The organism is Mesorhizobium sp. ESP-6-2 (genome assembly GCF_020164675.1).
Lineage (GTDB): Bacteria > Pseudomonadota > Alphaproteobacteria > Rhizobiales > Rhizobiaceae > Mesorhizobium.
Genome location: NZ_JAIUGT010000004.1, coordinates 1 through 19,019, shown reverse-complemented (window position 1 = coordinate 19,019; position 19,019 = coordinate 1). Strand labels below are relative to the sequence as shown.

The window sequence follows — 19,019 nt, the reverse complement described above, 5'->3', positions numbered from 1 at the left end:
CATACGCTCACCGCAACCTAACCCGTCGGTATTCGCGGGTCCTGCACCAGATAAAAGGTCCAGCGCGGCGTATAGTCGGTGATCAGGAATTCGAACCTGGCGGTCTTTAGGGGGTCGACCTTGCCGTTCTTGAACAGCAGACGGTCATACAGTTCAAAATCGCGGTCGAAATCGGCAAAATTGCTCGACCATATGTTGTCAGGCGTCTTGTTGCGCTGGTCGAACGAAAGCCCGTCGCCGAAGACGCTCGGCTGATTCAGGACCTCCTGAAGCTCGAACTGGAATTCGATCCAGGCCTGGCCGCTGTTGTTGAGCACGTCCAAGCGCAAATACATGATGCCGTTGGCGAACTCGCCCGCCTTGCCGAACGCCTGGATCGGCTTGGTTGCACGGATGGTCAACGTCACCGGCGTCGCCGAATTCAGCTCTTCGGTGATGACGAGCGGATCGTCCTTGGTGCCGGTGCCGGAAGCGCCGGTGATTTCGAACCCGCCAAGCTCGTCGGAGAAGGAGTAGGCACCGGTGGCCCAGACCTTCACCTCGTCGGCAAAGGCATGGACCGGCGCCAGCAGGGGGAGGGCCGAAAGGAACGCCCGGCAGGCCCTGCCGGGCGTCGATGGGAAGCGCGTTGATGAGAAGCCGGCTGGCCCAGGAATGCGCATGGTGCGAAGTATGGCCGATAAGCAAGCCGTCGAACAATTAAAAAACGTACGCGTTGCGGGCAGGCCGGCGCAAAACGGGTGTCCTTCGGCACGATGCGCGACTTTTTGGCCAAATCCACGTTGTCACAGACGCGCCGGTTTCCTGTCGCGACTTGATGCGCTATGCAGCGCAGGAGCCAGCAAGATACGCGCAATAGCGACAAGCCAGTGCGGAGGGGTTGATGAGCGATATCGAACGCGAAAGCATGGAATTCGACGTGGTGATCGTCGGTGCGGGCCCGGCCGGCCTCGCCGCCGCCATCCGCCTGAAGCAAGTCAATCCCGAGCTTTCCGTGGTCGTGCTGGAAAAGGGCGGTGAGGTTGGCGCCCACATCTTGTCAGGCGCCGTCGTCGATCCGATCGGCATCGACCGGTTGCTGCCGGGCTGGCGCGACGAACAAGATCATCCATTCAAAACGCCGGTCACGGCGGACCATTTCCTGGTGCTTGGCCCCGCCGGCTCTTTCCGCCTGCCCAACATGATGATGCCGCCGCTGATGAACAATCACGGCAACTACATCGTCTCGCTTGGCAATGTCTGCCGCTGGCTGGCGGCCAAGGCCGAGGCGCTCGGCGTGGAAATCTATCCGGGGTTCGCCGCGGCCGGCCTGCTCTATAACGAGGAAGGCGCCGTCACCGGTGTTGTCACCGGCGACATGGGCGTCGAAAAGGATGGCACACACGGCCCGGCTTTCGCGCCGGGCATGGCGCTGATGGGCAAATATGTGCTGATCGGAGAAGGCGCGCGCGGTTCGCTCGCCAAGCAGTTGATCGCCAGGTTCAGGCTTTCCGAGGGCCGCGAGCCGGGCAAATACGGCATCGGCCTCAAGGAACTGTGGCAGGTGAAGCCGGAGAAGCACAGGCCGGGTCTCGTCCAGCACTCCTTCGGCTGGCCGCTCGATCTCAAGACCGGCGGCGGCTCTTTCCTCTATCATCTGGACGACAATCAGGTGGCGGTGGGCTTCGTCGTCCACCTCAATTACAAGAACCCTTGGCTGTCGCCGTTCGAGGAGTTCCAGCGCTTCAAGACCCACCCGGCGATCAGCGGTACTTTCGAGGGCGCCAGGCGGTTGGGCTATGGCGCGCGCGCGATTACTGAAGGCGGCTGGCAGTCGGTGCCGAAACTGTGCTTCCCGGGTGGCGCGTTGATGGGCTGCGCCGCCGGCCTCGTAAACGTCCCGCGCATCAAGGGCTCGCACAATGCCGTGCTGTCGGGGATGCTGGCGGCCGAGCATGTCGCCGAGGCAATCGCCGCCGGCCGCGCCAATGACGAGCTCTCCGCCTACGAAGCCGCGTGGCGGGCGACAGACATCGGCAAGGATCTGAAGAAGGTGCGCAACGTCAAGCCGCTGTGGTCGCGCTTCGGCACCATCGCCGGCGTCGCCATCGGCGGCCTGGACATGTGGCTGAACACTTTGTTCGGCTTCTCGCCCTTCGGCACGCTGAAGCATGGCAAGGCCGACTACGCCACTCTAGAGCCCGCCGCGAAGCACAAGAAAATAGACTATCCCAAGGCCGATGGCGTGCTGACCTTCGACCGCTTGTCCTCAGTGTTCCTGTCCAACACCAACCACGAGGAAAACGAGCCGGTGCATCTGCTGGTGGCGGACATGGAGCTGCAGAAGCGTTCCGAGCATGACGTCTTTGCCGGACCTTCGACGCGCTACTGCCCTGCAGGCGTCTACGAATGGGTCGACAAGGACGGCAATGCCGCTGCCGATCCGGCGGCCAAGGACGTGCGCTTCGTCATCAACGCGCAGAACTGCGTCCACTGCAAGACCTGCGACATCAAGGATCCGAACCAAAATATCGACTGGGTGCCGCCGCAAGGTGGCGAAGGACCGGTCTATCAGGACATGTGAGCCGTGCCGGGCTAAGCCATCACGAAGAACATGCGAGTGGCGGCGGATTTGTCTGTCGCCGTCGACCGCCTCCCTCGATCAAGCCCGTTGAAGCCTTCCGCCGAGTGTGGTCTGCTCGGCTCCGACAAAGGAGGCGGACATGCGCCTGACCAGCCCGACGATGCTCACCATGGCCTTCATGCTGCTTTGCGCATCAGCCGCGTCGGCGGGCACAAAGCTCACCGTTCACATCCGCACCTATGATGTCGCTGGAAATACCGGAGCCGCCCTTGTCGAGGCGATGGATCGGCTGGGGCCCAAGCACGGCTATATGGCGCGTGCCATCGCCGAAACCGGTTACGCCGTGCATTGGGATCTCGATATCGTCCGGAAGGATGGTGCCTGCCATCTGCGGCAGGCCAACGGGACGCTCAACCTAACCTACACTTTCCCGCGGCTCTCGTCGGCAAGCCCAGTCCTGCGCAAGCGTTGGGACCGTTTCATGATCGGCGTTCGCAAGCACGAGCAGACGCATGGCGGTATCGCGAGGCGGATGATGCGGGCCACCGAGACCGCGCTTGCCGGCCTGCGGAGCCCGGACAACTGGTTCTGCACCGGCACGCATATCGAGGCGCGGCGCCGGATCAAGGCCATCTATGTCGAATACGAAGCCAGGCAGAACGCTTTCGATGCGCGCGAGCATCGCGGCGGCGGGCCTGTCGAGCACCTTGTCGAAGCGTTGACCAAGCCCTGAGAATGTCGAAGCATCAACCGCGCGGATTGTTTTGAAGGTCGTTCGCCGCGAGCGCGCTCTCATGCTCGTCATGGGGCTGCCTGTCGTCGGGGCGAAGCGAGAACTCCACGAGTACGGGAAGATGGTCGGAGCCGGTATCTTCCAGTCGCGTTGACGACAGAATGGTCACGCCGCCCTTGCTGAACGCCTGGTCGATCGGGAGGCCTGCATAGCGGCGCAGGAAGTCGGGCAGCTTCCGGTGAATCCAGGTCGACCCGGCCGACGGCATGACGGTCAGTCCGCCGAGAGCGGCGACGCGCCGCACCCCGGCACTCCATGGCACCGCGTTGCAATCGCCGGCCATGATGGCGGTTTGGCCGAGCGATGAGAGCTGCTCCGAGAGTTCGCCGATCTGCCAATACTGTTCCCGGGGCCACGGCCAACTGAGATGGATGGCGGCGACGTCGGCGCTCCTGCCGCCGAAATCGATGGTCGCAATGGCCATTGCGCCCCGGCGCTCGCAATGTGGCGCGGTGCCGGCGATAAAGGGTCGCCGCGAGAGCAGCGCGACGCCGAATACGCCGTTGGGATAGGGACAGAGGATCCGGTATGGATAGGCACTGGCGATGTAGCCAAGCTCCGTCGCCCACATCGCCGACACCTCATCGAGGGTGATGACGTCGGGATTGGTCCGGCCGATCAGTGACAGCACTTTCTTCGGCGTCGGGTTGTCGTAGCGCAAATTCATCTGCAGCAGGCTGTAGACGATCTGGTCGGTGGATTTGGCGACCGCCTGAACCGGCCACGGCCGGGGCAAGGCGGTCGAAACGGTAGCAAGGGCGGCCATGGCAAAAACCAGGGCCGCGGCCGCTTGCAGGCGAAACGATGTCGCCAGCAGCGGCACCGCGAAAAGCGCCATCAGCACGGAGAGGTGGATGCGGAAATGCGAAAAGGAATCGAGCGCCGGGTGCAAGGCGCCGAAGAAGCCGGCCACCAGCGCGGCCGAGAGCGTCATCATCACGATGAATACCAGTGAAGCCGCCATGTCTCGACTGCGTTTCATCGGATCAGATCTGCATGAGTTGCCAGCGATGGTCCTCGATCGGTTATCGGCAAAAATGCGGCTCAATCAAGATAGCGAATTGCTGGCAAGATAGCGAGTTGCCGGCAAGATGGCGAATCGCCGGCAAGACGGCGAATGGCTCTGGCGGCGCGCAGATCGGCTACTGGAAGGCCGTTTCCGAAAAACTTCTGAGCTTGCGCGAATGCAGCCGCTCCATCGGCATTTCCGAAAGCTTTTCCATCGCCCTGATGCCGATGGTCAGGTGCTGCGCCACCTGCCGCTTGTAGAATTCGGTCGCCATGCCGGGCAGCTTCAGTTCGCCATGCAGCGGCTTGTCGGAGACACACAAGAGCGTGCCGTAAGGCACGCGGAAGCGGAAGCCATTGGCCGCGATCGTTGCCGATTCCATGTCAAGCGCGATCGCCCTCGACTGCGAAAGCCGCTGCACCGGTCCGCGCTGGTCGCGCAGTTCCCAGTTGCGGTTGTCAATGGTGGCTACAGTGCCGGTGCGCATGATGCGCTTGAGATCGTACCCCGACAGGCCGGTCACTTCGGCCACCGCTTCCTGCAACGCCACCTGGATTTCGGCCAACGGCGGAATCGGCACCCAGACCGGCAGGTCGTCGTCCAGCACGTGATCCTCGCGCACATAGGCATGCGCCAGCACATAGTCGCCCAGCGCCTGCGTATTGCGCAGGCCCGCGCAGTGGCCGAGCATCACCCAGGCATGCGGCCTCAGCACCGCGATGTGGTCGGTGATCGTCTTGGCGTTGGAGGGTCCGACACCGATATTGACCATGGTGATGCCGCCATGATTCGGCTTCTTCAGGTGGTAGGCCGGCATCTGCGGCAGGCGCTGCGGCGCTACCCCTTCGCTCGGGGCGCTCTGCCCGGCTTTGGTGACGACGTTGCCCGGTTCGATGAATTCGGCATATCCGCCGCCGCCATTTTCCATCAGGTCGCGGGCCCGCGCCACGAACTCGTCGATATAGAACTGATAGTTGGTGAACAGCACGAAATTCTGGAAATGCTGCGGCGTGGTGGCGGTATAGTGCGACAGGCGGTGGAGCGAATAGTCGATCCGCTGCGCGGTGAACGGCGCCAGCGGCCTTGGTTCGCCGAACGCCACTTCGAACGTGCCGTTGGCGATCTGGTCGTCGGTGCCGTCGAGATCCGGCACGTCGAACAGGTCGCGGATCGGCCGCTGGATGCGCTCGGCGGCCGTTCCGTCGACATGGGTGCCTTCGAGAAAGGCGAAGTGCAGCGGGATCGGCGTTGTCGATTCCGAAACCGTGACCGCGACCCCATGGTTGCGCATGATCAGACGCAGTTGCTCGACCAGATAGCTTTCGAACAGGCTCGGCTGGGTGATGGTGGTGGAAAAATGCCCCGGCGTCGGCATGTGGCCATAGGCCTGGCGTGAATCGATTTGGGTGAACGAATTGGTCGTGACACCGATCTCCGGGTAGAAGGCGCGGTAGCGCTTGCTGTTGTCGCCGCCGGCGGCGAGTGCCGCGAAGGAGTCGCGCAGGAACTTGGTGTTTCGCTCGTAGAGTGCTTGCAGTGCCGCGACTGCTTTTTCAGCGGTGTCGAAGCTTTGCCGGCCAAAAGGCTCGGGCATGACGACAGATTCGATGGCCTGGGGATAGATTCGCTTTTCCATGGCCCAATATAGAGATTTGGAATCGCAGTTGGGAGGGGTGTCCCGATCGAAGGCGCAATTTATCCGCGCTGCAGGCTGACCAGCAGCACGAAACCGACGCCGGATTTCTTCATGGCTGGCGCCTCGATCGTGGAACCGGCATCGGCACGCATCATCGGCACAGCCAGGACCGGCGCGGCAAGAAGCACCAGGATGAGCGCCGCCCGCGGCAGAAGCCGAACGGTCTTGAAGAGGTTTGCGGCGATGCGGTTCATGGTCTTTGCTTTTCTTTCGGGGTCTTGTGTTTGGTCAGGTCTTTGGTTTCTGTCTCAGGGGCGAAGGGTGGTCGGGCAGGCGAGGCGGCAGGTTCTGGAACTGGCCTCGTCCCAGGAACGGGCCGAACGGCCCGCTTCGGCGACGAGGATGGCGAAGAACATTCCAAACAGGCTCACCAGCAGGCAGACAATGGTGAAGCGGCGGGCGAGCATTGGTCGTGTCTCCTTCAACACGCAGGAGAATGCTCGGGCACGACTGAACCGGCTCTGATGCCGGCGTTCATCTGCCGTTCAAATTGGTTGACGGGGTTTTGAGGCGGCGCTGGCCATGAGGAGCATGGCCGCCGGCACAGCATGCCAGGATCATGAAACGAAAACGGGGCCTGCAGGCCCCGTTTTCATTTCGCAAGGATGGGGTCGATCAGAGCTTGTGCCAGGTCTGACTCTTGCAGATCAGCCCGCCGAGCACGCAACCGCTCATTTTCAGCGAGGTGCCCGACAGCGTCGCCTTGCCGGAGTAGGTCTTGTCGTTTGCCAGGTCGGTTATGCTGCCGGTGTATTTGTTGTCGTCGGACGCCTTGAGCGAACCGATGGTCTTGCCGGCATATTTGCCAGACTTCAGCGTGATGGAAAATGAACCCGAGCCCCCGATGGCCGCGGTATCGCCGGCCTGCGTCTTCCAGTTTCCCTCGATCGGATCGGCCCAGGCCACACCGGTCAGGATCAAAGTGGCCGCCAGGGCCAGGCTTGCTTTTCGAAACATCTTTCCTCCCTTGGATACCCGGCAGGAGGCTCCGCCTCGCCGGTCTGCCGCTTACGCAAACGTAAGCTAATCCAGCTCCCTGCAAAACAAAAGCGGTGCCGCAGCGGAAGCTTTGGCAATTCAGAAGCGTCGACGGAAGCAATGTCGGCAGGGAAATGAATGCATGTATGCGCGGCGTTTGTTTCGCGTGGTTAGCGGAGTGTTGATTCCGCTCGCGAAAATTTTCGTCAAATTTGGCGCTATCCGGCTGAATCGCTGGCTTTGTATCCTTAACGAATTTCCACGTTTACCTATTGTTTTAGCTTTGTTTTCCTCAAATTAAGCACGCCATTTAACGACGGATTCAAGCCTGAGCGGCATTCTCGAAAGCATCGAAAGAGCAGCCCGGACAGACAAACGGAGGCAGCTCTCGGGAGCCAGACAGGGCCGGAAGAGAGGGTTGAAAAATGGCACGTTTTGAAATGCTTGAAGCAGGCTTCGGCGCCATGGGGGCAACTGCCCAGGCCGACATTCTTTTCGAACTGGGGATGATGTATGCGACGGGCCGCGATTGCGAGACCGATGTCGTGGCCGCCCACAAATGGTTCAACATCGCCGCGATCAAGGGTTCGGCCCGCGCTGCGGAATTGCGCTCGGAACTGTCGGCTGCAATGTCGAAGGTCGAGATCGCCAAGGCGCTGCGCGAAGCCCGCGAATGGATGACGATGCACTGAATTTAGAGACAAGGCAGGGCGGCCTTCCGGTCCGCCGGGCAAGGACAAGGCCGCGGTAAGACGGCCACGCGACAAAACCAAGAACGCGGCACGCCCGACAGGGCCAGCGGCGCGGCGGCCATGATCCGGCTTTCGGAAAGATCAAGGCCAGCAGGAAGACAGGGAAGGCGAGTTGGGTTCGAGTGCGGGGCGCTTGAGAAACAGCTCGACAGGCAAAGCCGCGACCGGCCGGAACAAGGCCGGCGCGGCTTTTGCCTTTTTGCTCCAGCGATGCTTCGCAGGCCCAATCGAGCGGCGTCAATGCGCCTAGACAGGCCACACGAAGGATGAAATTGTCCGGCCTCTCTGGAAGAAGCGTGGCCGGGGCGGCCGCGCGTGAGTGGAGGAGTCATACCACAATGAAAAAATTGAGTATTTTGAACGCGGCCATTTTCGGCCTGATGATGAGCACGCCGGTCGCCTTTGCCGACGACATCACCTTTTCGGTGGTCGGTCCGATGACCGGACAGCTCGCCACCATCGGCGATCAGTTCAAGCAGGGCGCGCAGGCTGCCGCCGACGCGATCAATGCCGCCGGCGGTGTCGACGGTCGCCAGATCAAGCTCGATATCGAGGATGACCAGTGCGACCCGAAGCAGGCGGTTTCGGTCGCCAACCGTATCGTCGCCAACGGCGTCAAGTTCATCGACGGCCACGCTTGCTCGGGTTCGAGCATTCCGGCTTCCGCCGTCTATGCCGAAGCCGGTGCCCTGATGATGAGCCCGGCCTCCTCGAACCCGGTGCTGACCGACGCCGCAGCGAAGGCCGGCTGGCCGACGATCATGCGCCTCTACACGCGTGACGATGCGCAGGGCGCCTTCATAGGCCCGTGGATCGCGAAGAAATATGCCGGCAAGAACGTCGTCATCCTGCATGACAAGAGTGCCTACGGTCAGGGCGTTGCCGATGCGGTCAAGGCGACGATGAATGCCGGCGGCCTGAAGGAAGTGGACTATGAAGGCATCAACGCCGGCGAAAAGGACTATTCGGCGCTGGTAACCAAGCTCAAGGACCTCAAGGCCGACGTTGTCTATTTTGGCGGTTATCACCCGGAGGCTGGCCTGATCCTGCGCCAGTCGGCGGAACAGGGCATCAAGTTCCAGCTGATCATGCCCGATTCGATAGCCTCGCCGGAGTTCTGGCAGGTCGCCGGCCCGGCCGGCGAAGGCACCATGTTCGTCTTCCCATCGGATCCTCAGGCAAAGCCGGAAGCCAAGGCAGCCGTCGAGAAGATCAAAGCCGGCGGCTTCGTGCCGGAAGGCTTCACGCTGTTCTCCTACGCCACGATCCAGGCCTTTGCGGAAGGCATCAAGCGTGCCGGCAGCGATGATCCGGCCAAGGTCGCCGAGGCGCTGAAGAACGGGCAGCCGATCAGCACGGTTGTCGGCAATGTCACCTTCGACGAGAAGGGCGACCTCAAGAACGCCAGCTACGACATCAACCAGTGGCACGACGGCAAATACGCGCCGATCCAGCCGTAATCGCTGCCCATATGATGGAATGGCCGGGCTCGTCCCGGCCATTTCATTTCTGCCTGTGTGTCTTGCCATGGACATATAGCGCCGGTCGACATTCTACGGCGCCTCTCACTGTCCGGCAGGACAGGGACGCTTGGCATCCGGCAGCGAGGCTGTCAGCCTTGCATATCCTCGAACCGCACCAGCACGGTGCCGTCGGTGACCTGCGCGCCTTCGATGGCGATCTCGGCGATCACGCCATCATGCGGCGCGGCGATGGTATGCTCCATCTTCATCGCCTCGAGAACAAGCAGCCGTTGCCCCTTCATCACCGTATCGCCCTTTGTCGCCCGCACCAGCTTGACCAGTCCCGGCATCGGCGCGCGCAAGCTGCCAGAGGCCGCCGCCGCATCATCGCTTCTGGCCAACGGGTCCGGTACCGCGAAGGTATAGCCGACCGCGCCTTCGAATATCGTGATGTGGCCTGGCCAGCGGGCGAGGCGAGGAACGGCGCGAAGGTCATGCGAATTGGCGCTGTCGTAGGGTGCATGGAGTGTCACCTCGGAACGTCGGTCTGGCCGTACCGAGACCTTCGCCAGAATATCCTCATCGCCAAACTTCAGCCGGATCCGTCGCGCCATGCCATGGAAATGCGTGTAGCCGGCAAGCGACGACCATGGATCGTCCGATTGGGGCAGCGCGCCCGCCCCGGAGGCCGCAATGGCCGCGGCTGCGACCGTTTCGCCGCTCGGCGGCCCAATCTCGGTCAGCGCCTGCTGATGCCGGCCTATCAGGCCGGTATCGACATCGCCCGCCGAAAAGTCCGGATCGGTCACCAGTGCGGCGAGGAAGGCAGTATTGACGATCGAACCGGCGACTTCGGTTCGCGCAAGCGCCGCGCCGAGTGCCTCCAGCGCAGCCGGCCTGTCCCTGTCATGCACCACCAGCTTGGCGATCATCGGATCATAATAGGGAGAAATGGCGTCGCCGGCCCGCACCCCGGTTTCGACACGCATGGCGGCCCCTTGGGAAACCGTGTCGGGAAATTTCAGATGATGCAGCGTGCCGGTCGCAGGCAGAAACTCCCTTGCGGCATCCTCGGCATAGAGGCGCGCCTCGAAGGCGTGGCCGGCTAGCTTTATCTCGCCTTGCGTTTTCGGCAGCTTCTCGCCGGAGGCGACCCGCAACTGCCATTCTACCAGATCAGTGCCGGTGACCATCTCGGTGACGGGATGCTCGACCTGCAGCCTCGTGTTCATCTCCATGAACCAGAAGCGGTCAGGCTTCAGGCTTTGCGAGGCATCGACGATGAATTCGATGGTGCCGGCGCCGCAGTAGCTGATCGCCTTGGCGGCCTTCACCGCCGCCTCGGTCATTGCCTTGCGCAACGCCTCCGTCATGCCGGGGGCGGGGGCTTCCTCGATAACTTTCTGATGGCGTCGCTGCGCCGAGCAGTCGCGTTCGAACAGATGGACGGCATTGCCGAAATTGTCGCCGAAAACCTGCACCTCGATGTGGCGCGGTTTGTCGATATATTTTTCCACCAGTACACGGTCGTCGCCAAAAGCGGATTTCGCCTCGCGTCGTGCGCTGGACAGCGCTTCGGAGAATTCATCGGGGTGCTCGACCCGGCGCATTCCCTTGCCGCCGCCGCCGGCGCGCGCCTTGATCAGTACGGGGTAGCCGATTTCGCGTGCCTTGGAGGCCAGGACCACGATCTCCTGTGCCTCGCCATGGTAGCCCGGCACGACGGGCACGCCGGCCTTTTCCATCAGCCGTTTGGCGGCATCCTTCAGCCCCATGGCGCGGATAGAGGCCGCCGACGGGCCGATGAAGGTGAGCCCCGCGGCCGCCACCTGGTCGACGAAATCAGGATTTTCCGACAGGAAGCCATAGCCGGGATGAACGGCCTGCGAGCCTGTCGCCAAGGCAGCCGCGACGATCCTGTCGCCGCGCAAATAACTGTCGCTGACGGGCGAAGCACCGATATGCACTATCTCGTCGGCCATCTCGACATGCAGGGATTTCGCATCGGCATCGGAATAGACGGCAACCGTGCGCACCCCCATCCTGCGCGCCGTGCGGATCACCCGGCATGCGATCTCGCCTCGGTTGGCGATCAGGATCTTTGTGAACATGAAACCTCCGTAGACTGCGTTCGCCTCGAGGAAGCAACGGCCTCACGGTAGAGTTCGGCCATTTGTTCGTCGAAGCAGCAGAAGATGACGGTCTGCGGCGTCGTATTTCCGCTCAAGAAGCTGTTTACGGCACCGACTGCAATTGCTGCCGCCTCATCCCTCGGATAGCGGTAGATGCCCGTCGAGATCGCCGGAAAGGCGACCGAGCGGCATTCCTTCTCGGCGGCGATTTCGAGCGAACGCCGATAGCAGGAGGCGAGCAACTCCGCCTCGCCCTTGCCGCCGCCCTGCCAGACCGGACCGACCGTATGGACGACGTAGCGCGCCGGCAGCCGATAGCCCCTGGTCAGCTTTGCATCGCCGGTCTTGCAGCCGTTGAGCGTGCGGCATTCGGCGAGGAGTTCCGGCCCCGCCGCCCGGTGAATGGCGCCGTCGACCCCGCCGCCGCCGAGCAGCGAGGAATTGGCCGCGTTGACGATGGCGTCGACATCCAGCCTGGTGATGTCGCCGACGTGAATGCGGATCCTGTCCTGCACCTTGCCCATCTCACATCCTGAACACGCCGAAGCGCGTTTCCTCGATCTCCGCGTTGAGCGCGGCCGAGAGGCTGAGCGCCAGCACCTCGCGCGTCTTGGCCGGATCGATGATGCCGTCGTCCCATAACCTTGCGGAGGAATAGAGCGGGTGGCCTTCATGCTCGTATTTCATCAGGATCGGCTTCCTGAACTTCGCTTCTTCCTCGGCGCTCCATTCGCCGCCCTTGCGCTCGATACCCTCGCGCTTGACCATGGCCAGCACCGTCGCCGCCTGCTCGCCGCCCATTACCGAAATGCGGGCGTTCGGCCACATCCACAGGAAACGGGGCGAGTAGGCGCGCCCGCACATGCCGTAATTGCCGGCGCCGAACGAGCCGCCGATGATCACGGTGACCTTGGGCACGCGGGCGGTGGCGACTGCCATCACCAGCTTGGCGCCGTCCTTGGCGATGCCGCCTGCCTCATATTTGCGCCCCACCATGAAGCCGGTGATGTTCTGCAGGAACACCAGCGGAATCTTGCGCTGGCAGCACAGCTCGATGAAATGCGCGCCCTTCAGCGCGCTTTCGGAAAACAGCACGCCATTGTTGGCGATGATGCCGACCGGCATGCCGTGGAGATGGGCAAAGCCGGTGACGAGCGTGGTGCCGTAATTCTGCTTGAACTCATCGAACTCCGAACCGTCGACGAGGCGTGCGATCACCTCGCGCACGTCATAGGGCTGGCGCAGATCCGTCGGCACGATGCCGTAGATCTCATCTGCCGGATGAAGCGGCTGAATCGTTTTCTGGACAGCAACGCTTACGGTCTTGTTCCGATTGAGGTTCTTGATGATGCGCCGGCAGATGGCCAGCGCATGTTCGTCGTCGAGCGCGTAGTGGTCGGCGACGCCGGAGAGCCGTGTGTGGACGTCGGCGCCGCCGAGATCCTCGGCGCTGACATCCTCGCCGGTGGCGGCCTTCACCAGCGGGGGACCGCCCAGGAAGATGGTCGCCTGGTTGCGCACCATGATCGTCTCGTCCGACATTGCCGGCACATAGGCGCCGCCCGCCGTGCACGAACCCATGACGCAGGCGATCTGCGGGATGCCTGACGCCGACAGGTTTGCCTGGTTGTAGAATATGCGCCCGAAATGCTCGCGGTCGGGAAACACCTCGTCCTGGTTGGGCAGGTTGGCGCCGCCGCTGTCGACCAGGTAGACGCAAGGCAGATTGTTCTGCAGCGCGATCTCCTGCGCGCGCAGATGCTTCTTCACCGTCAGCGGGTAATAGGTGCCGCCCTTCACCGTGGCGTCATTGACGACGACCATCACTTCCGTGCCTTCGACGCGGCCGATACCGGCGATGATGCCGGCGGACGGAATGTCCTCGCCATACATCGACCATGCGGCGAACTGGCCGATCTCTAGGAAGGGCGAGCCGGTGTCGAGCAATTGCGCCAGCCGCTCGCGCGGCAGCAGCTTGCCGCGCGCGACGTGTCGCTCGCGCGCCTCTTCCGAGCCGCCGCGCTCGACGCTCGCGGCCTTTTCCGCAATATCGGCTACCAGCGCCCGCATGCGTTCGGCATTGGCATGGAAGGTATCGGAAGAGGGCGAGATCTGGGTCTGCAGGACGGCCATGCTATACCCCCTCTGCCATGATCTCGCGGCCGATCAGCCATCGCCGGATTTCGCTGGTGCCGGCACCGATTTCATAGAGCTTGGCGTCGCGCAGCAGCCGGCCGGTCGGATAGTCGTTGATGTATCCGTTGCCACCCAGAAGCTGGAGTGCGTCAAGCGTCATCTGCGTTGCTTTTTCGGCGGCAAACAGAACGCAGCCTGCGGCGTCCTTGCGGCTGGTCTGGCCGCGGTCGCAGGCGGAGGCGACCGCGTAGACATAGGCGCGCGCGGCGGTCATCGTCGTGTACATGTCGGCGAGCTTGCCTTGCACAAGCTGGAATCCCCCGATCGCCTGGCCGAACTGCTTGCGCTCATGCACATAGGGGACCGCGACGTCGAGACAGGCAGCCATCAGGCCGATCGGGCCACCGGCCAGCACCGTGCGCTCGTAGTCGAGACCGGACATCAGCACCTCGACGCCACGCCCTTCCTCGTGCAGCACGTTGTCGAACGGCACCTCTACATTATCGAAAACCAGTTCGCCGGTGTTGGAGCCGCGCATACCGAGCTTGTCGAGCTTTTGCGCAACCGAAAATCCGGCAAAGGCCTTTTCGACGATGAAGGCGGTGATACCGCGGGCATGGCGCTCCGGATCGGTCTTGGCATAGACCACCAGCGTCTCGGCGTCCGGGCCGTTGGTGATCCACATCTTGGTGCCGTTGAGCACGTACCGGTCGTTGCGCTTTTCGGCGCGCAGCTTGAGCGAGACGACGTCGGAGCCGGCGCCGGGCTCCGACATGGCCAGCGCGCCGACGCGCTCGCCCGAGCAAAGCGGCGGCAGGAATTTCTCCTTCTGCGCCGGCGTTGCCCAGCGGTTGATCTGGTTGACGCAGAGATTGGAATGAGCGCCGTAGGACAGGCCGACCGAGGCCGATGCCCTTGAGATCTCCTCGACCGCGATCACGTGGGCGAGATAGCCCATGCCGCTGCCGCCGAACTCCGGATCGGCGGTGATGCCGAGGAGGCCGAGATTGCCGAGTTCCGCCCACAGATGCGCCGGGAATTCGTTCGAGCGGTCGATTTCCGCCGCGATCGGCGCGATCCTGTCCTGGGCGAAGCGCCGCACCAGCTCGCGCAATGCCTCGATATCCTCGTCATGCCCGAAGCTGAGCGTGTTCGTGTACATCCGGTTCCTCCTGCCGCATGACCCCCGAAAATCGCCTTGGATTTTCGGAAAGGTCATGCGCGAAAATCAAAGTGCTACAGCATCCTTTGCGCGTCCAAACGGACGCGCGGCGCTGTAGGCGTCGGTCCTCGCGCCGACGAGCCGCATTGTCATCGAAAGATATGTCGCCGTGACTTCTGCGATCGACAGCCGCTCGCCCGGCCGGAACCAGACGATGACGCCGGTCATCATCTGGATCAGCGCCATGGCGGTGAGGCCGGTGTCTTCGACGACGAACACGCCTGCCTCGGCGCCGTCACGCAGAATGGCGCGCAGTTCCTTCTCATAGGCCGTGCGCATCCGCAGTATCTGCGTCAGTCTTTCGGGCGACAGGCTGCGCAGCTCCATGTTCGAAACATGCGTCGCATGGCGGCGGGCGATGTGGAAGGCGATGTGGTTCGCGACAAAGGCCGAAAGCCGGCTTGCCGGATCGGCGTCGGCTGGCCGTGCGGCGTTCCAGGCTGCGATCAACTCCTCCATATGCTCGCGCATCAGCGTGAACAGCAAATCCTCCTTGGTCGGGAAATAGCGATAGAGCGCGGCCGCCTGCACGCCGACTTCGGCCGCCAGCTGGCGCATCGACATCGCCTCATAGCCGAGCCGCGCGATCAGGTTGACCGCAGCCTCGCGGGCTGCCGCCTCGGTCTTCCCGCCATCGGATCCTGTCGTGCGCGCCAAATGAGCCTCCTCGACGTTAACTAATAAAACGAACGTTCAATTAATTCAAGGGCTATGCCGAAACCGGCGTCACGCGTCGATCCGGAAGCCGGTTAGGAGATTGCCGGACGCCGCATCTTCAACGTCAATGCCGGAAACCGATGCTCCCGGCGGTCCTTTCCAAAGTCGTTCGATCATGGTCGAGACGGCCTCGCCTCTGCCGGCAATCTCGGCGGTCACCGAGCCGTCCGCTTCATTGCGCACCCAGCCTGCAAGCCCAAGGCTGGCAGCCTGGCTCCGGACCCAGATCCTGTAGCCGACGCCTTGCACCTTGCCGCGGGCCCGCACACGCACTGCCTTGCGATCGTCAGCCATGGGTCTCTCCTGAGGCTTGTCTGCTGGAATCTGGCGCAGGCGGGGGGGGAATGCAACAGGGCCGGTCGAACGAGGAAGGAGGGCCGCGTCGAAATTGAATTTAGTTGACTCAGTCCACTAAATTTCTCACACTGTAGCCATCATAATCAAGGGCTGAATGCATATGCTGGACCAACGCAGTGCTTTGGTGGCCGATATCAGGCACTTCAACCGTTTCTACACCCGCACCGTCGGCCTTCTCGACGAGACCTTGACGCAGAGCCCGTTCACGCTCACCGAGGCGCGTGTCCTATTCGAGCTTGGCCTCCGGGATCGCCCGGCGGCGGCGGAAATCGCCGGCGAGCGAGGCTTCCTTTCGGAAGCATTCGACATCGATGTTGGCCCAGCCGCTTCCGACATCGCCAAACAACTGCGTCTCGACGCGGCCTATCTGACGCGGATCCTGCGAAAATTCGCTAGCGAAGGCTTGACCGAGACCCGGACCGATCCGGTCGACCGGCGAAGGCGTATCCTGTCCCTGACGGCAAGGGGGCGGGACGCCCTTGCCGGTCTGCAGGCCGCGGCGGACCGCGATACCTCACGGCTTATCGAGAACCTGCCTGACCACAGCTTGGCCGAACTCAGCGACGCCTTGCGCAAGGCAGCGGGGCTGCTGGGCGATCCGGCGGCTGAAGGCCAGGCGGCCGCCCCGGCGGTGACGTTGCGTCCGCATCGCGTCGGCGACATTGGCTGGGTGGTGCAGCGTCAGGCCCAGCTCTACGCCGAAGAATATGGCTGGAACATCGAGTTCGAAGCCTTGGTTGCCGAAATTGGGGCCGACTTCATCCGCAATTTCAAGCCAGGGCGCGATTTCTGCTGGATCGCCGAACGCGCCGGCCTCCCGCTTGGCGCGGTGTTTCTGGTTCACCAGGACGACGAGGTTGCGAAACTGCGGCTGCTGCATGTCGAGGCGGCGGCGCGCGGTTTGGGCATCGGCAAACGGCTGGTCGCGGAATGCGTGAACCAGGCGCGCGCCTGCGGCTACATCAAGCTCGTTCTGTGGACGAATGACATTCTGGTCGCCGCCCGCGCGATTTATGAGCGCGCCGGGTTCAGACTGGTTTCACAGGAGCGCCATCACAGTTTCGGCAAGGAACTGACCGGCCAGAACTGGGAGCTGGATCTTTGACGGGCCGGCAGGTGTCGCCGCGATGGCAACGCTCGTTCAGTTTCCACGGGCGGCGGCCAGTGCGCCGGGCAGTTCTTCGGCAAAAATGTCGAGCTCGTGGTCCAGTCCGACGCTGACGCGGATGCAACGATCGAGCCCCGGCGCCATCGGCTTGCGGATGAAGACGTCGCGCGACAACAGGCCTTGCAGGATCTTCAGCGCGAAAGCGCCGTCGCGGCCGCAATCGATGGTAACGAAATTGGTCGCCGACGGCAGCGGCGTCAGCCCGTTCTGTTCGGCTATCTGCGCGATGCGCCGGCGCCCTGCCGACACTCGCGCCACCACTGAATCCAGATAATCCTGGTCGGCGAGCGCCTCGACGCCCGCGACCTGCGCCATGCGGCTGACGCCGTAATGGTTGCGGATCTTCTCGAAATCGCTGATCACCTGGGCCTCGGCGACCGCATAGCCGCAGCGTATGCCGGCAAGTCCGTAAGCTTTTGAAAAGGTGCGCATGCGGATGACGTTCGGCCGCGAGACGTCGATGGGCGGCAGTGCGGAGGCTGGCCCCAATTCTCCATAGGCTTCGTCGAGCACGAGCATGGTGGTTTCCGGCAGCGCTTCGATGAAGCGCGTCAGTTCGGCCGCTTCCCACCAGCTCCCCATGGGGTTGTCCGGATTGGACAGATAGACCAGCGGCGCTTTCTCCCTGGCGGCCGCAGCCAGCAGCCCTTCCAAATCCTCGTGGTCGTTCGCATAGGGCACGGTGACAAGCCGCCCGCCGACGCCGGCAATGTGGAAGTTGAAGGTGGGATAGGCGCCGAGCGAGGTGACCACCGCATCGCCAGGCGCCACATACATGCGCGCCACCAGCCCGAGCAGGCCATCGATGCCTTCGCCAACGACGACATTCTCGACCTTCAGATCATGATGCGCGGCCGCGGCCACCTTCAGGTCGTGATTGTCGGGATCGCAATACATCCACATGTCGCGCGCGATCTCGGCCATCCGGGCGATGACGCGCGGCGACGGCCCGAAGCTGCTCTCATTGGCGCCGATGCGGGCGCGGAATGCACGCCCGCGCTCGCGCTCCTGCGCTTCGGGGCCGACAAACGGCACGGTCGACGGAAGTGCGGCAATGAGCGGCGTAAGCGGAGGGCGCAGAAGCATGGCGTAGGCTCGCGTAGGGAAGGGGCTTCTTGCTAGCGCGCTCAACGGGCGGGTGCAAGTTGCGCGCAATGAGCAATCGTTGCCGCCCGCCTGATCCAAACACCTGATGCATCCCAGAGCAATCATCGTCCGCTGCGGAATCGCGCAGTCGAAACCCCCAATGAAAAAAACCCGGCGGTTGCCCGCCGGGTTTCGATATTCACGAAGCGATGGCTATTAGAACGAGCGCTGGAAGCGGAGCATGCCGCCGACGCTGTTCTTCTTGTCGGCAGGCGTAAACGACGGGTTGATGAATCCAGCATCGTCAAACCGGCCGGCATGGAGGTAGTCGACTTCGGCCGTGACGGTGAAGCCGGGAACGACGTCATAAGCAACGTTCGCCGCAACGCCGACGTTCTTCCAGTCGTCAGCAGACACCTGAAGGTTGAACGAGGTCTTCTCGTTGAACTTGTAGGTGCCGCCGCCCCAGACTGCCCAGTTGCCGCCCCAGGCCTTGTAGAAGCCGCGACCATGGGCTTCGACAAAATTGCCGGCGTCGTCGTTGAGGTTGTCATCGGTGCCGTAACCGCCCATGATGAACAGCGACAGTGCGTCGCTGACATTGACGTCCAAGCGAACCTTGCCGGCGACTTCTTCGTAGTTGCTGTCATAAGCGACGACGCCGGTGATGGCGCCCCAACCCTGCGTATATTTCACGCCGCCGACGACATGCGGAACATAGCTGTCGATCGTGTCGGTGCCGGTGCCTTCTTCGAGCGAAACCACGGCCGAGAAGCCGTTGCCGGCATCGAAGTAGTACTGGACGACGTTGGTGTCGAAATCGCCGTAAGGAACGAGCGTATCCTGGATGACGTTGCCGGCGTAGCCGACGAACGTATCGAAGGCCGATTCGTCCTTACCAACGCGGAGACCACCGAGCTGGATCCAGGCGAAGTTCAGCGAGACGT

Annotated in this window: 19 protein-coding genes; 5 read left to right on the top strand and 14 right to left on the bottom strand. The window is 62.7% G+C overall.

The annotated features are described in order from the left end of the window. Nucleotides 1-17: 17 nt before the first annotated feature. The gene (locus tag LB532_RS12640; RefSeq protein ID WP_224556850.1) at nucleotides 18-662 is read right to left on the bottom strand and encodes a hypothetical protein; all 645 of its coding nucleotides are present in this window, start codon (nucleotides 660-662) and stop codon (nucleotides 18-20) included. Between the two features lie 221 nt (nucleotides 663-883). Between LB532_RS12640 and LB532_RS12635 the strand changes: the two genes are divergently transcribed. Together LB532_RS12635 and LB532_RS12630 are read left to right on the top strand one after the other, a co-directional pair. Next, on the top strand, nucleotides 884-2,563 hold the full coding sequence (locus tag LB532_RS12635) for an electron transfer flavoprotein-ubiquinone oxidoreductase (protein WP_140638787.1): 1,680 nt from the start codon (nucleotides 884-886) through the stop codon (nucleotides 2,561-2,563). A gap of 139 nt (nucleotides 2,564-2,702) precedes the next feature. Next, on the top strand, nucleotides 2,703-3,296 hold the full coding sequence (locus LB532_RS12630) for a DUF922 domain-containing protein (protein ID WP_140638788.1): 594 nt from the start codon (nucleotides 2,703-2,705) through the stop codon (nucleotides 3,294-3,296). A 13-nt stretch (nucleotides 3,297-3,309) separates the two neighbouring features. Here the strand turns inward: LB532_RS12630 and LB532_RS12625 are convergent, their stop codons facing one another. The 5 genes from LB532_RS12625 to LB532_RS12605 all read right to left on the bottom strand — a co-directional run bounded on the left by LB532_RS12625 (nucleotide 3,310) and on the right by LB532_RS12605 (nucleotide 7,018). Further along, on the bottom strand, nucleotides 3,310-4,320 hold the full coding sequence (locus LB532_RS12625) for an endonuclease/exonuclease/phosphatase family protein (RefSeq protein WP_224556847.1): 1,011 nt from the start codon (nucleotides 4,318-4,320) through the stop codon (nucleotides 3,310-3,312). Between the two features lie 178 nt (nucleotides 4,321-4,498). Beyond that, nucleotides 4,499-5,959 (bottom strand): AMP nucleosidase, encoded by a 1,461-nt coding sequence (locus LB532_RS12620; protein WP_224556845.1) that lies wholly within the window; start codon nucleotides 5,957-5,959, stop codon nucleotides 4,499-4,501. 101 nt (nucleotides 5,960-6,060) lie between these two features. Further along, nucleotides 6,061-6,255 (bottom strand): hypothetical protein, encoded by a 195-nt coding sequence (locus LB532_RS12615; protein WP_140638791.1) that lies wholly within the window; start codon nucleotides 6,253-6,255, stop codon nucleotides 6,061-6,063. 54 nt (nucleotides 6,256-6,309) lie between these two features. Next, on the bottom strand, nucleotides 6,310-6,468 hold the full coding sequence (locus LB532_RS12610; protein WP_181165140.1) for a hypothetical protein: 159 nt from the start codon (nucleotides 6,466-6,468) through the stop codon (nucleotides 6,310-6,312). Nucleotides 6,469-6,676: 208 nt separating this feature from the next. Beyond that, the gene (locus LB532_RS12605) at nucleotides 6,677-7,018 is read right to left on the bottom strand and encodes a DUF2147 domain-containing protein (RefSeq protein ID WP_224556844.1); all 342 of its coding nucleotides are present in this window, start codon (nucleotides 7,016-7,018) and stop codon (nucleotides 6,677-6,679) included. Nucleotides 7,019-7,464: 446 nt separating this feature from the next. Here LB532_RS12605 and LB532_RS12600 point away from each other — a divergent pair, with 446 nt between their 5' ends. Next, nucleotides 7,465-7,731 (top strand): sel1 repeat family protein, encoded by a 267-nt coding sequence (locus LB532_RS12600; protein ID WP_010915070.1) that lies wholly within the window; start codon nucleotides 7,465-7,467, stop codon nucleotides 7,729-7,731. A gap of 398 nt (nucleotides 7,732-8,129) precedes the next feature. Next, on the top strand, nucleotides 8,130-9,251 hold the full coding sequence (locus LB532_RS12595) for a branched-chain amino acid ABC transporter substrate-binding protein (RefSeq protein ID WP_140553885.1): 1,122 nt from the start codon (nucleotides 8,130-8,132) through the stop codon (nucleotides 9,249-9,251). 152 nt (nucleotides 9,252-9,403) lie between these two features. Here the strand turns inward: LB532_RS12595 and LB532_RS12590 are convergent, their stop codons facing one another. From LB532_RS12590 to LB532_RS12565, 6 genes are all read right to left on the bottom strand, one after another. Further along, nucleotides 9,404-11,365, bottom strand: coding sequence for an acetyl/propionyl/methylcrotonyl-CoA carboxylase subunit alpha (locus tag LB532_RS12590; RefSeq protein WP_140638792.1), 1,962 nt, complete (start codon nucleotides 11,363-11,365; stop codon nucleotides 9,404-9,406). Further along, complete coding sequence (locus LB532_RS12585) at nucleotides 11,347-11,910, bottom strand: O-acetyl-ADP-ribose deacetylase (RefSeq protein ID WP_140638793.1); 564 nt, start codon at nucleotides 11,908-11,910, stop codon at nucleotides 11,347-11,349. Before LB532_RS12585 ends, LB532_RS12590 begins: the two co-directional genes overlap by 19 nt. Before the next feature lies 1 nt (nucleotide 11,911). Beyond that, nucleotides 11,912-13,519: a carboxyl transferase domain-containing protein gene (locus LB532_RS12580; protein WP_140638794.1), complete on the bottom strand. Its 1,608-nt coding sequence runs from the start codon at nucleotides 13,517-13,519 to the stop codon at nucleotides 11,912-11,914. Nucleotide 13,520: 1 nt separating this feature from the next. Beyond that, complete coding sequence (locus tag LB532_RS12575) at nucleotides 13,521-14,684, bottom strand: isovaleryl-CoA dehydrogenase (protein ID WP_140638795.1); 1,164 nt, start codon at nucleotides 14,682-14,684, stop codon at nucleotides 13,521-13,523. Nucleotides 14,685-14,750: 66 nt separating this feature from the next. Next, complete coding sequence (locus LB532_RS12570) at nucleotides 14,751-15,401, bottom strand: TetR/AcrR family transcriptional regulator (RefSeq protein ID WP_140638796.1); 651 nt, start codon at nucleotides 15,399-15,401, stop codon at nucleotides 14,751-14,753. Between the two features lie 69 nt (nucleotides 15,402-15,470). Beyond that, entirely contained in the window at nucleotides 15,471-15,755 is a 285-nt protein-coding gene (locus LB532_RS12565) for an acylphosphatase (protein ID WP_140638797.1), read from the bottom strand. A 163-nt stretch (nucleotides 15,756-15,918) separates the two neighbouring features. Between LB532_RS12565 and LB532_RS12560 the strand changes: the two genes are divergently transcribed. Next, a complete protein-coding gene (locus LB532_RS12560) occupies nucleotides 15,919-16,923 on the top strand; it encodes a bifunctional helix-turn-helix transcriptional regulator/GNAT family N-acetyltransferase (RefSeq protein ID WP_224556842.1) in 1,005 nt (334 codons plus the stop codon). A 36-nt stretch (nucleotides 16,924-16,959) separates the two neighbouring features. Here LB532_RS12560 and LB532_RS12555 read toward each other — a convergent pair whose 3' ends face one another. Together LB532_RS12555 and LB532_RS12550 are read right to left on the bottom strand one after the other, a co-directional pair. Continuing rightward, on the bottom strand, nucleotides 16,960-18,072 hold the full coding sequence (locus LB532_RS12555) for a pyridoxal phosphate-dependent aminotransferase (protein ID WP_140638799.1): 1,113 nt from the start codon (nucleotides 18,070-18,072) through the stop codon (nucleotides 16,960-16,962). 216 nt (nucleotides 18,073-18,288) lie between these two features. Continuing rightward, nucleotides 18,289-19,019, bottom strand: a 731-nt coding sequence (locus LB532_RS12550; protein ID WP_140638800.1) for a porin, incomplete at its 5' end; no start/stop codon positions are given.